We start from the raw sequence: 14604 nt of genomic DNA on the forward strand, positions 1-14604 counted from the left end.
ATTAGGAGCGATGCAAGAAGCATACCCCGATTTACCCAAACCAAATATAGAAGAATTAGGCGACCTGCGAACAATTGGACAAATTGTTAACTACCTCCAGAAACTGGCGGGAGGTGAAAAAAAAAAGCTTGATTCTGAGCAGATAAAACCGATTTCTAATATTTCAAATATGGTGGTGGATTTAACTCCACCGCCAATAGTAGACCCCAATCTTCCTCGTCGTCCTGCAAAACTAAAAAGCTTACCAAAACCAGATTTTTGGGAATGCAAACTACCAGAAGGACACATTGCTTTAATCACTGATGATGGTTCTCTCACCACCAGCAAACTAGCTCATGCACTCATCGAACAAGGTTGGAAAGTAGTAGTTTTAAGTTTCCCTCAATCACTAGTTGCAGAACAATTGCCATTACCAGCAGGTGTTAACCGCATTACCTTGGTAAATATGAGTGAACAACATCTGCAACTACTATTACAGAGTATAACTACTCAACATGGAAAGATTGGGGCATTCATTCACCTACATCCACAATTCACCGCCTCCTATCTAGAAACAGAAAAAGCGATTGTCAAACAAGTATTTTTGATGGCGAAACATCTCAAACAATCGCTCAACACAGCCGCTGATTTAGAAGGAAGAGTCAGCTTCTGTACAGTTGTCCATCTCGACGGTGCATTTGGTTTAAACCACACAGAAAACTTCGGAATTATCGGCGCAGGATTATTTGGATTAACCAAAAGTTTGAGATGGGAATGGCCAAAAGTTTTCTTGAGAGCAATTGATTTAAGTCCCAACTTAGACCCACACCAATCAGCAGAATATATCGTAGCAGAATTGCACGATTCCAACCGATATATTGGTGAAGTTGGTTATAGTTCTAAAGGACGAGTCACACTCATAGCTGAAGCCGAATAACCTGTAGGGGCAATTCATGAATTGCCCCTGCTCAAAAACAATCTTTTTCCTCTTTGCGTCTTTGCGTAAAAAATTCATAAATTTATTCATCAACGCAGAATCAATTATCAAGTGAAATCATGACAGCAACACTTCAAGTTAATCCATCATCTGTTTTTGTTGTCAGTGGTGGAGCAAAGGGAATCACTGCTCAATGTACCATTAAGTTAGCACAGCAAAAATCTTGTAAGTTTATTCTTTTAGGACGTTCAGAAATCACTACAGAGCCAGAATATGCTCGTGATTGTTTGGAAGATGGAGCTTTGAAAAAACGCATCATGGAAAATTTGATTTCTCAAGGTGAGAAGCCAACACCCATGATGGTACAAAAGATATTTAATGAGATTAATTCCAGTCGGGAAATTAAGAAGACTTTAGCAGCAATTGCCGCAGCGGGAGGAAAGGCTGAATATATCAGCGTTGATGTGACTGATACAGTAGCATTAACAGAAAAACTTCATGCTGTAGCGCAAAAGTTTGGTCAAATTACAGGCATTATTCACGGTGCTGGTAATTTAGCTGATAAGTTAATTGAAAAGAAAACATCTGAAGATTTTGAAAAGGTTTATACGGCCAAAGTGCAAGGATTACAAAATTTACTGCATTGTGTTAATCCTCAAGATTTACAGCATTTAGTTTTGTTTTCTTCAGTGACTGGTTTTTATGGGAATATTGGTCAAAGTGATTATGCCATAGCTAACGAAATTCTCAACAAATCAGCCCACCAATTTAAGAAAGATTATCCAAACTCTCATGTAGTTGCAATTAACTGGGGTGGTTGGGATAGTGGCATGGTGACACCTCAATTAAAAAAAGCATTTGCCGAAAGAGGAATTGATATTATTCCTGTAGATATTGGCACGCAAATGTTAGTTAATGAACTGCATCCCGCTTATCAAAATCATTCCCAAGTGGTGATTGGTAGTCCCATGAAACTGCCAGCAATGCCTTTAGATTCAGAACTTCGCAGCTATCGTATTCGACGACGGATGACATTAGCCGAAAATCCATTTTTGCATGACCATACAATTGCAGGTTCACCCGTATTACCAGCTACCTGTGCTAAATCATGGATGGTGAATGGTTGCGAAGAAATTTATCCTGGTTATAGATATTTCAGTTGTCAAGACTTCAAAGTTTTAAAGGGAATTACCTTTAATTCAAGTCTAGCTCATGAGCATATTCTAGAAATACAGGAAGTTGCCAAAAAAGATGGTGATTTTGTAGAATTTCAGACCAAAATTTTGAGTAAAACTCCAGAAGGTAGAACTCATTATCACTTCAGTTCTCTGATTAAACTGGTCAGAAATATGCCAGAAGCTCCCATTTATGAATCAATGGATTTCAGAGAAGATAATATTGTCACTACCACAGGTAAAGGATTTTATCAAAATGGCGATTTGTCCTTATTTCATGGACCTGCTTTTCAAGAAATCACCAGAATTTTAAACATTAGCCCCGAAAAACTTACAGCCGAATGTTGTTGGCAAGAAATTTCAGCCCAACAACAAGGACAGTTTCCTGTTAAATGGCACAATCCTTACATAATTGATGTGAGTACCCAAACCCTATGGTTATGGTTAAATCATTTTTATCAAGAGGTTTGTTTACCAGGACAATTAACATACTGTGAACAATATTTAGCTGTACCATTCAACATACCATTTTATGTTTCCTGTGAAGTTCAAGCTAAAACAGATACTGGTGCAACCGTCAATTTCATTATTCACAATCGAGAAGGAAAAATATACTCACGTATCTTAGGCGCAAAAGCAGTCATTTGGCCGATGAAAATGTTAAGTAAGAAGTAAACAGGGGACTGGGGATTGGTGATTGGAGAAAATTAATCAACTTTTACCTTTTCCCTCTTGCCTTTTTTCACTGACAACTGATAACTGAATAACCACGATTGGGGGAATAGCGTAAATCCTAAAACTGAGGAAATAAAAATTTCCTTCACGTCTTATGCCCCAACGAGGATTTCAACAGTGGAAAAAATAGCCATCATTGGATTATCATGCCTCTTCCCAGACGCAAACAATCCTGAACAGTTTTGGCAGAATCTCAGCGAAGAAAAAGACTCAACCTCTGATATCAGCGTCAACGACTTAGGTTTAGATCCTAGCATATTCTACGATTCAAATAAAGGTACACCGGAAAAATTCTACTTTCTTAAAGGTGGATTTATCCGTAACTTTGATTTTAATCCTAGTGAGTACAATTTACCTGCGGAATTTGTACAAAGTCTGGACAATACATTTAAATGGTCACTGTATGCAGCTAAACAAGCAATTGTTAACAGTGGCTATTGGGGAAATGAATCTGCACTCTCAAAATGTGGCGTAATTTTAGGAACTCTGGCTTTACCAACCAAAGCATCTAATCAATTGTTTGCCCCAATTTATCAGCAAACAATTGAACCTGCTATTGGTGAACTTTTACAGGAAAAAGACTTTCGTTTAGGTGGTTTATTAACCGCAGCCAAAGCATCACCATATAATGCGATGGTTTCCGGTTTACCATCTGCCATAATTTCCCATGCCTTTGCGCTTTCTGGAACTCATTGCTGTATAGATGCTGCCTGTTCATCATCATTTTATGCCATTAAATTAGCATCCCATTATTTGCAATCTGGTAAAGCAGATTTGATGTTAGCTGGTGCTATTAGTGCGTCAGACCCGTTGTTTTTAAGAATGCTATTTTCGGGTATTCAAGGATATCCAGAAAATGGCGTTAGTCGTCCTCTTGATAAAACATCACGGGGCTTAATTACCTCCGAAGGAATTGGGATGGTAATGCTCAAGAGATACAGTGATGCTGTTAGAGATGGAGACAAAATTTTAGCAACAGTCTGCGGTAATGGTTTATCTAATGATGGCAAAGGTAAACATCTCCTCAGTCCTAATGCTCAAGGGCAAATTACCGCCTATCAAAGAGCTTATACTGAGGCTAAACTTCACCCTAAAACAGTTGATTATTTAGAGTGTCACGCTACCGGCACTCTCTTAGGAGATACCACCGAATCTAACTCTGTCCAAGGCTTTTTTGGTGAAAATCAAGCAACGCCTTTGGTGGGTTCAGCTAAAACAAATGTCGGTCATTTACTCGTTGCTGCTGGCATGGTGGGGATAACAAAGACAATTTTAAGTATGTCAAATAATGTTATTCCAGCAACTATTAATATCAGTCAACCTATGGGTTCTGAAAATAATGTTGTTTCGCCTCAAAACATTGTCAGAACTCCCATACCTTGGCCGATTAAAGAAACTAAGCACGTAGCTTTAAGTGCATTTGGATTTGGTGGAACAAACTCTCATTTAATTTTGGAACAAGGGGAAGTTAGCAAATGAATATCCAAGAAAATAAGACCGCAAAAATGGCAATTGTGGGCATGGATGCTTTTTTTGGTGATTGTGACGGATTGGATGCTTTTGAGAGTAGTATTTACGACGGAAAACAGCATTTTCAGCCCCTGCCAGAAAAAAGATGGCATGGTATTAATGAACAAGAAAAATTACTGAAAGAGTATGGTTTAGAAGCAGGAACAGCACCAGATGGGGCTTATATCACAGATTTTGAAGTTGACACATTAGCTTACAAAATCCCTCCTAACGAAGTTGAAAAACTCAACCCACAACAAACTTTATTATTGAAAGTTTGCGATCGCGCCCTCAAAGATGGTAACATTCAACCTCACAGTAATGTAGCTGTAATTATCGCCGCAGATACAGAATTATCTGTACACCAGCTACAACAACGTTGGAATTCATCTTGGCAACTTAAAGACGGTTTAAACGCCGCAGAAATTGCCTTATCACCAGAAAAAATCGCCCAACTGGAAGCCATAGTTAAAGATAGTATTCACCACCAAGTTGATATTGGTGAATATATCAGCTATGTTGCTAACATTATGGCCAGTCGTATTTCTTCATTATGGAATTTTTCTGGACCTTCATTCACTGTTAGCGCCGTAGAAACTGCAACTTTTAAAGCTTTAGAATTAGCAGAAATGCTACTAGCTACCGGGGAGGTGGAAGCAGTAGTTGTGGGTGCAGTTGACTTAGCAGGTGGTGTAGAAAACGTCTTACTCCGCAGTCAATTTGGCCAAATAAATACAGGGATAAATACGTTAAGCTTTGACCAAAAAGCCGACGGTTGGTTAGTAGGAGAAGGTGCAGGTGCAGTAGTTCTGAAAAGATATGATACAGCACTACAAAATAATCACCGCATCTATGCAGTAATTGATGGTATTAGTATCGGTCAATCTCCCTCAATGGCTATAGATGCTAATACTATCAACCAAGTATGTCAACAAGCTTTTCAACAAGCAGGAATTCAACCCACAGAAGTCAATTATTTAGAAGTCTGCGGTAGTGGAATTCCCGCAGAAGATGAAGCCGAAATTAACGGTATCCTCCAAGCTTATCCCCCCGTTGGTGATGGTTTACACTGTGCAATCGGTAGCGTCAAAGCCAATATTGGTCATACTTTTGTCGCTTCAGGAATAGCTAGTTTAATTAAAACAGCACTAAGTCTTTATCACAGATATATTCCCGGAACTCCCCAATGGTCTGGTGTGAAAACACCGCAAGTATGGGAAGGTAGCCCTTTCTACGTTGTGACTGAATCTAGACCTTGGTTCTCACAAAGAGATGTCAAATGTAGAACTTCCGCTATTAATAGTATCGGCTGTGATGGTTCTTTTGCCCATGTTATCTTATCAGAAGAAACCCAACAAATAGAACGCAGTAGTAGATATTTAGAATCAAGACCTTTTCATTTGTTACCCATTGCGGCTGATGACCAGTCTAACTTATTTGCAGCCCTGGATAATTTGCAACAAACAATTGAAAATGCTGATGATATAAAAGACATTGCTAGTCAAACATTTGTCAAATTTCAACAGCATTCTCAGGCAAAATATACACTCTCTCTCACTGGACGCAACCAAAAAGAATTACTCAAAGAAATTAATTCAGCAAAAAAAGGTGTAACTAATGCCTTTGCCAATGGTAAAGATTGGCAGACTCCCATAGGTAGTTATTTTACACCTAAACCACTGGGTAAAGATGGAGAAATTGCCTTTATTTATCCTGCTGCTGTTAACTCTTATCTAGGTATCGGTCGTAGTCTCTTCCGTTTATTTCCTAAAGCCTTCGATGATGTCATTGTCAAAAGTCTTTACGAACGCGCTGCGGATGTAGAAAAACTAGTATTTCCCAGAAGTTTGAGTAAATTATCAACTCGACAACTAGAAACTCTGGAAAAGAAATTGTTCGATGATTCCCTGGCCATGTTTGAAGCAGAAGTGCTTTTTACTAGACTCATCTCCACAATTATCACCGATGATTTTCAAATCAAACCCAAATATATTTTTGGATATAGTTTAGGTGAAACTAGCATGATGGTTGCTCAAGGAGTTTGGAGCAATTTTTATGAAGTAAGTAACACCTTTAATTCATCAGCTTTATTTGGAGATAGATTATCTGGTCCCAAAAATGCTGTACGTGAATATTGGAAACTACCAAAAACTGATGTAAATTCAGACAATAATTTCTGGAGTAATTACGTTCTCATGGCCAGTCCAGACCAGGTTAGAGAATGTTTAAAAAATGAAAATCATGTTTATTTAACACAGATTAATACAGCCGAAGAAGTATTAATTGCTGGTGAAACAGCAGCTTGTGAGCGAGTCATTAAAACCCTTGGCTGTAATGCTTTTCCTGCTCCTTTTGATCATGTAATTCATTGTCCAGCAATGGAATCAGAATCTCAAGAACTGGAAAAACTATACACTTTACCAGCGCAAAAAATTCCTGGTATTACTTTTTATTCTGCTGCGGAATATCAACCAACTTTACTTAATAGTGAACAAATTGCTCACAACATTGCTAAAGGATTATGTCACCAACTCGACTTTCCTCGCTTAGTTAATCGCGTTTATGCTGACGGGGCAAAAATCTTTATTGAAGCAGGTGCTGGTGGTATTTGTTCACGCTGGATAGATAAAAATCTCAGCAATCAAGAACACATTACTGTATCCCTAAATCGACGTGGAATTGATGACCATACTTCACTAGTTAAAGCACTAGCGAAATTGCTTAGTCATGGAGTAAATGTGAACTTATCTCCACTTTATAACCTATCCTTAGCAACAACAAAACAAAATAAAGCAGCCCTGAGAAAAGTAACACTAGGCGGAAAATCCATGACTGCGACAATTTTGAGTGCAGAAAACCGGCAGCTTTTCCAAAAAGATACTTCTCAAAAACAACCACAAACAATTACTAATTACCCAGAGTATAAAATCATCAACTCCCTCAAGCCACAAATCAAAATTCCCCCCCATGAAATTTACCCCCAACCAGAAAAAACAACCATGAAAACTATCATGGATAACCGTTTAAATCTGAAAGAAGAATTAAACTTTTCTGAGTTAAGCATCACTGAAAACCCAACACCCCAAAAAACCACTAACAGAATCCAGATGAATGATTTAAAAATATCTCAGTATCAAAAACTGAGTAGCAACAACTCAAAATTAACAAAAGCCCATACCAGCTTTCTACAAGCTAGACAAGACTTTAGCCAACAAATGAGCCAAATAATTCAACTCCAATTAGCTTGCGCTCAAAACCTCATTAGCGAAGATAAATAATAAAATATCACACCGAGACGTAGAAATATCAAACCTCCTTCTCTGCGTCTCTGCGTGAGCTAAATCTTCCTCCCACATCCATTGCTTACAACTTGAGGAAAAACCTACCGTGACAACATTTAATACGGTACTAAATAAACACAATAACGGTCTGACATTTTCCACATTCTCCAACCCCCAAACCCAAACTTGGAGAGGTTCATTAGATTGCATAGCCTTTGAACAAAACGTCATCAAAGATAAATTACTCACATTAGATAAACCCTGTTACATAGTTAAAGTTGCAGGTAACATAGGCGTGACAAATGATGGTTATTTAGCATCATCTGATAACGTTTCATCAGCACAAGCAGAACTGTTAATAGCGCTTCCACCTTTGCGACTACAACAATTTGGCGACCCTAACTTTCTCAAAGTTCATGGTGTCAAATGTGCCTATATGACTGGTGCAATGGCTGGTGGTATTGCTTCCGAAGAAATGGTAATTGCACTAGGAAAAGAGAAACTCTTAGGTTCTTTTGGTGCAGGTGGTTTAACTCCAGAACGAATAGAAACAGCCATCAATCGCATTCAAGAAGCCTTACCTCAAGGACCTTACGCATTTAATTTAATTCACAGCCCTAACGAACTAGCAATAGAACGCCGCGCTGTAGACTTATATCTCAAATATCAAGTACGAACAGTAGAAGCATCGGCATTTTTAGACTTAACTCCTAACATCGTTTATTATCGAGTTGCTGGACTAAGTTTAAATGCTAATCATCAAATTGAAATCAAAAATAAAGTCATTGCTAAAATTTCTCGTCGGGAAGTTGCGAGTAAATTTTTGCACCCAGCACCTGCAAGAATTCTCAAAGAATTACTTGAACAAGGGCTAATTACCGAATTACAAGCAAGTCTAGCCAGCAAAGTACCAATGGCTGATGATATTACCGTAGAAGCTGATTCTGGCGGTCATACAGATAATCGTCCTTTGGTTTGTTTACTCCCTTCAATTATTACTTTGCGGGATGAGATTCAAGCACAATATAATTACGAAAAACCCATTAGAGTGGGAGTAGCAGGAGGAATTGGGACACCAGAATCCGCCTTAGCTGCTTTTATGATGGGTGCTGCTTATGTAGTCACCGGTTCAATTAATCAATCCTGCATTGAATCGGGAGCTTGTGAATATACTAAAAAATTATTAGCACAAGCAGAAATGGCGGATATGATGATGGCTCCTGCTGCTGATATGTTTGAAATGGGAGTTAAATTACAAGTCTTAAAACGGGGAACAATGTTTCCCATGCGGGCGCAAAAGCTATATGATTTATACCGCAATTATGACTCAATTGAAGATATTCCTTTAGCGGAAAGAGAGAAGTTAGAAAAACAAATCTTCCGTAAAACTATCGCTGAAGTTTGGGAAGGAACAGCCGCTTATTTATCTCAGAAAAATCCTGAAAAATTAGGTAAAGCGGTTAATAATCCTAAATTAAAAATGGCTTTAATTTTCCGTTGGTATTTAGGCTTATCTTCCCGTTGGTCTAGCAGTGGTGAAAAAGGTCGAGAAGTCGATTACCAAATTTGGTGCGGTCCGGCTATGGGTGGTTTCAATGACTGGGTGCGTGGTTCTTATTTAGCAGAACCTCAAAATCGTCATGTTGTTGATGTTGCTCATCAAATCATTTTGGGAACAGCATTCTTATACCGGATTCAAAACCTGAAAATTCAAGGTTTGCAAATCCCTAATTTCTACAGTCATTATCGCCCACTTCGTTCTACTTTGGAGATGTAAAAATGAATTTAAAACCTACTTATACTGCTGAAGATATTCAAGCTTGCATGGTTTCTAATCTGGCTGAACTTCTAGGAACAACACCAGCAGAAATTGATGTGCAAGAACATTTAGAAAATTATGGTTTGGATTCAGCCCAAGCTATGATTATTATCAGTAAATTGGAGCAATTACTAGGTTTTAAACCATCTCCTGTTTTACTTTGGCATTATCCAACTATTGCCGCACTTTCTCAACGTTTATCTGAAGAAGTACCAGGAAAATCTCAGGTACAAGATGGAGTAAGTGGCACAGTTTCTACTGTTAATATTGCTCCTCCTTTCTTAGATTTAGGTGCGGAAGCTGTACTTGACCCCACTATTCAACCAGTTGGTGTTTTATCTGCATCTATCAGCAACCCTAAAAACGTCTTTTTAACTGGGGGGACAGGTTATTTAGGTGCTTTTATAATTAAGGAACTCCTAGCAGAAACACAAGCAACTATCTATTGTTTAGTGCGTGCTGCTGATGTTACTGAAGGTAAGAGCAAATTAGAAAAAAATCTCCAACAGTATGCAATTTGGGATGATAAATATAGTTCTCGACTTATTCCTATTGTTGGTGATTTAGCACAGCCACTTTTGGGTATTGGTGCAGAACAATTTCAACATCTAGCTGCTAATATTGATGTCATCTATCATAGTGCTGCTTTGCTGAATTATGTTTATCCTTATTCAGCATTAAAAGCAGCTAATGTTTTAGGAACTCAAGAAGTTTTACGTTTAGCTTGTCAAACCAAAGTTAAACCTTTACATTATGTTTCTAGTGTCGCTGTTTTTGAATCAACTGCTTATGCTGGTAAAGTTGTCAAAGAACAGGATGATTTTCATGATTGGCAAGGTATTTTCCTTGGTTATTCTCAAACTAAATGGGTAGCAGAAAAGTTAGTTAAAATTGCCAGTGACAGAGGATTACCTGTTACTATTTACAGACCACCTTTGATTTCTGGAGATAGCAAAACTGGGATTTGTAATACCCATGATTTCATCAATTTGATGATTAAAGGCTGTCTACAAATGGGATATTTTCCTGATGTAGATTATATGTTGGATATGTCTCCTGTAGACTATGTGAGCAAAGCTGTTGTTTATCTATCTCGTCAGGAAAAATCAATTGGCAAAGCTTTCCATTTACAACATCCTCAACCAGCTTCTTTAAAGTCTTTAGTGGAATGGATACGCACTTTTGGCTTTGCACTGGAGATGATTCCCTACGAACAATGGCAATCAGAGTTAATCAATAATGTCAATTCTCAAGAGAATCCTTTATACACTCTGCGACCATTTTTATTAGAGCGTTGGTCTGATGAACAAATCACTATTCCTGACTTGTATTTGCAAGCGAGAAGACCAATCATTAGCTGTGCAGAAACTTTAGAAGCTTTGCAAGGAAGTTCCATAGTTTGTCCTCCCATTGATTCGCAATTATTGATAACTTACACCTCCTATTTAATGCAGACTGGTTTCCTCAGTCTTGCCTAACTATAGTGATGTCGATGCGGGTAAAGAGTGGTTGATTTAAACTAATAAGTAAGTGGTAAGAATATTAATTTATTTCTTGCCAACTTATTTTTTCTTGCTTCATAACTCTGGACTCAGAAACATTCAATTGATATTACTTCTGGTGAATTTCACCAAATTTTTGACATGAAACTAAAAGCACAAGAACAGTCTGAAAAAACTGCTCTTATTACTGGTTCTGCTAGTGGAATTGGCTACCAATTAGCCTACATATTTGCTTCTGAGAATTATAATCTTGTCTTGGTAGATAGGAATGAATTTAAACTTCTAGAAGTTGCTGATAATTTGAAAGAAAAATTCCATATTCTTGTTAAGACTATTGTCAAAGATTTATCTATATCCACATCTCCTGAAGAGATTTTTACAGAATTGCAAGAAACTGGTATTCACGTTGATATACTTGTAAATAATGCCGGATTTGGTACTTATGGTTTATTTAATGAAACTAGTCTGAAAAGTGAACTGGAAATGTTGCAGGTAAACTTGGTTTGTCTGACCCATTTAACTAAATTATTTCTCAAGGATATGGTCAAGCGAGGTAAGGGAAAAATACTCAATGTTGCTTCCGCTGCGGCTTTTCAGCCAGGTCCTTTAATGGCAGTTTATTTTGCAACCAAAGCTTATGTTTTATCCTTTTCTGAAGCTATTGCTAATGAGTTAGAAGGTACAGGTGTGACGGTAACAGTTCTTTGTCCAGGTTCAACAGTTTCTGAGTTTCATGAACGTACAGGAATGGCAGATTCTAAACTAGTAAAGGGTCAAAAAATGATGGATGCTGAAACTGTAGCCCTCATTGGCTATGATGCTTTAATGCGAGGAAAAACAATTGTTATTCCCGGACTTTTAAATAAAATTTTTGCGAAAAGTGTCAGATTTTTCCCTAGAAATTTGGTGACAAAGGTTGTGAGAAGTATGCAAGAAAATAAATAACAATTTAGGAGTTTTTAGCAGTTTATTAAAATTAATTAGTGCCAAATTAACGGTAGAGCTTCCCGAATTTGCTTGCTGATTTTTTGTATTTCTTGATACTGAATAAAATTAAAGAGAATAAAAAAAGCAGCAGAAAGCTTAATTGCTTGAGATTATTCAGTATCCAGTATTTTTACAATCACCTCACTCTAATTACTTCTATAGACTTTTAACAGGGAAAAACCGGATTTTTATGTCAATCTTAATATATTCCCTTTTTATCCTTCATTAAATATTTAAAAAATTTATATGAAAATTTACTATCATAGTGCTGACCGGGCATATATCTGGATGAATTAATTATGGAATAGCTACTTAAAGATACGTTCTATCAAGTAGTTATATCATCCTGGCAAGAATAAGTATTGGTAATTGAAGAGATAAAAGTTGAGTATAAATTGTCTCCTAATTTTTGCCGTCATTATCTTTCAGATATATTGTTTTGATAGTAGAGGATTTTTATAGTGGCTACAACTGGTATTAATCGTCAACAACTGGTTAACACCTCTAAAAAAAGCGTATTTGATATTAGAACAATATCTACAATTCTGTTTTATCGCCGCTTTTTAATTTTAGGGGTTTCCTGTGCAGTGATTTCAGTTACAAGTCTTTTAGCTGTAATCACAAAACCCATGTACCAGAGTTCTATGCAAATCATGATTAGTGATGATTTGGAACAAGAATCTGACTCAAATAATATCCCAACTGATGCGAAAAATACATTAAATACCTCTAATATTTCATCTGTCAAATATACCAGCCAGATGCAATTAATGATGAGTTCTAAGCTAGTCCAAAAAGCTGTTGATTTACTAGTTGCTGATTATCCCAATCTCACTATAGAAGATATCAAGGGTAAAGTTAAAACTGGCAAGCCAGGATATTTACAAATAAAACCAGCAGCAGAAATAGCAGAATCTAATCAGATTTATAATCAAGTATTTGTAGTTTCTTTTAAAGATCCCAATCCAGCAAAAACTCAAAGAGTATTACAAGCTCTTCAGAAAGTTTATCAAGATTACAATATTGAACAAAAAAATCAACGTGTTAATCAAGGTTTAGCTTTTGTTAATAATCGATTACCCAAGTTGCAAAAAGAGTCACTAGCGGCTGAACAAAGATTAGCTATTTTTCGCAAGAAGCATAATTTAATTGATCCGCAATTACAAAGTAAAATCTTGTTAGAATCTCTTACTGATATTCAAAAACAACGACAAACTCACCGTTCCCAGCTTGAAGATATACAGATTCGCTACAATAGTTTGCAGGAAAAATTAGTATCTTCAAAGCAAAATGCAAAATTGGCTGATATTTTGAGTCGTTCCCAGAGCTATGAAGCTTTAGTAAATGAAATTAGAAACACAGAAATTAATTTGGCTCAGGAGCGTTTGCGTTACACTGATAATTCTCCAATCATCGTCAGACTCAAGGAAAAACGCCAAATTCAAACAGAATTATTGCAACAGGAATTGAAAAATTCAGCAATTAATAATAATAGCAAAATAGAAAATTCATCAGGAGTTGATACCCAGTTAGCTAATGATTTAAAACAATTAGATAGACAAAGACTTTCACTCATTTCTAAGGACAATAAATTAGCTAAATCTGAACAAGTAATCCGCTCACAGCTAAATACATATCCCAGCCTGATAGCAGAGTATAACCGCTTATTGTCAGATGTAAGAGTCCAACGTCAAACACTTGAACAACTGGTACAATTACAACAGTCATTGGGAATGAAAATTGCTCAGGGAGGATTTGATTGGCAAGTTTTGGAAGAACCAGATTTGGGGATTTATATCGCTAACAAGAAATGGTTATTGATTATTGGTGGCGTAGTAATTGGACCAATTTTAGGGATAATTTTAGCCTTGATTTGGGAAATGTTTAATCAGGCTATTTTTTCGCCTTTGGATTTACAGAAGCTGACGAATATTCGGTTATTAGGATCTGTGCCAAAATTAGGTAAACCTAGTTTTAAAACCAGGCTGAAAAAAATATTAAGGTATAAACGGGAAAAACCTTCATCTGCAATCACCGCAAAGAAACCTAAATTATCCAGCCATGAAACCCTGGATATGATTTACCACAATCTGCAAATCTTTAAGAACTCCTTGCCTTTTAAATCCTTAACCTTGACTTCCGCACTACCAGGAGAAGGAAAAACAACATTAGCTTTAGGGTTGGGAGCTAGTGCAGCTAATATGCACCAACGGGTATTAGTAATTGATGCTAATTTGCGATCGCCCCAATTACACAATATTCTGCAAATCTCCAATGATTGGGGTTTGTCTCTGTTATTGCTGGATGACATCAAAACTCAATTTCATAATTATATTCAACCTATTCACCCATCAATTGATGTTTTAACTGCTGGTCCAAAAGCAGATAATATAGTCAATCTACTGAGTTCAGGAAGGCTGAAAGAATTAATTGAGTCTTTTGAAAAAATCTATGACCTAGTAATAATAGATGCTTCTTCTGTTTTAGATAGTGTTGATGCCAGAATAATCGCCTCTGTTTCTAATGGTGTGATCATCGTTGGACGCATCGGCCAGTTAACCCCACACGAACTCATGCAAACAACAGAAATCTTGAGTCAGTTGAATTTAATTGGTATTGTTGCCAATGAAGTCAATAATTCAGGGAACAGGGAACAGGTGACAGGTGACAGGTGACAGTG

At 37.1% G+C, this 14604-nt stretch carries 7 protein-coding genes and 1 pseudogene; all 8 read left to right on the plus strand.

The window, feature by feature from the left end:
- Positions 1 to 916: pseudogene (locus VB694_RS09555) on the plus strand (polyketide synthase); the annotation flags it as partial.
- Positions 917 to 1035: 119 nt separating this feature from the next.
- Positions 1036 to 2766 (plus strand): SDR family NAD(P)-dependent oxidoreductase, encoded by a 1731-nt coding sequence (locus VB694_RS09560; RefSeq protein WP_323360081.1) that lies wholly within the window; start codon positions 1036 to 1038, stop codon positions 2764 to 2766.
- Positions 2767 to 2943: 177 nt separating this feature from the next.
- Positions 2944 to 4305 carry a polyketide synthase gene (locus VB694_RS09565; RefSeq protein ID WP_323360082.1) on the plus strand — a complete coding sequence of 454 codons (1362 nt, stop codon included), beginning with the start codon at positions 2944 to 2946 and terminating at the stop codon, positions 4303 to 4305.
- Positions 4302 to 7613, plus strand: a complete 3312-nt coding sequence (locus tag VB694_RS09570) for a type I polyketide synthase (protein WP_323360083.1) — start codon at positions 4302 to 4304, stop codon at positions 7611 to 7613. Before VB694_RS09565 ends, VB694_RS09570 begins: the two co-directional genes overlap by 4 nt.
- 109 nt (positions 7614 to 7722) lie before the next feature.
- On the plus strand, positions 7723 to 9393 hold the full coding sequence (locus VB694_RS09575; RefSeq protein WP_323360084.1) for a PfaD family polyunsaturated fatty acid/polyketide biosynthesis protein: 1671 nt from the start codon (positions 7723 to 7725) through the stop codon (positions 9391 to 9393).
- Positions 9394 to 9395: 2 nt separating this feature from the next.
- A complete protein-coding gene (locus tag VB694_RS09580; RefSeq protein WP_323360085.1) occupies positions 9396 to 10913 on the plus strand; it encodes a thioester reductase domain-containing protein in 1518 nt (505 codons plus the stop codon).
- Positions 10914 to 11078: 165 nt separating this feature from the next.
- Positions 11079 to 11882 carry an SDR family oxidoreductase gene (locus tag VB694_RS09585; RefSeq protein ID WP_323360086.1) on the plus strand — a complete coding sequence of 268 codons (804 nt, stop codon included), beginning with the start codon at positions 11079 to 11081 and terminating at the stop codon, positions 11880 to 11882.
- Between the two features lie 503 nt (positions 11883 to 12385).
- Positions 12386 to 14599, plus strand: a complete 2214-nt coding sequence (locus VB694_RS09590) for a polysaccharide biosynthesis tyrosine autokinase (protein ID WP_323360087.1) — start codon at positions 12386 to 12388, stop codon at positions 14597 to 14599.
- The last annotated feature ends 5 nt before the right edge of the window (positions 14600 to 14604 follow it).

The sequence above is a fragment of the Anabaena sp. UHCC 0451 genome (assembly GCF_034931405.1).
Lineage (GTDB): Bacteria > Cyanobacteriota > Cyanobacteriia > Cyanobacteriales > Nostocaceae > RDYJ01.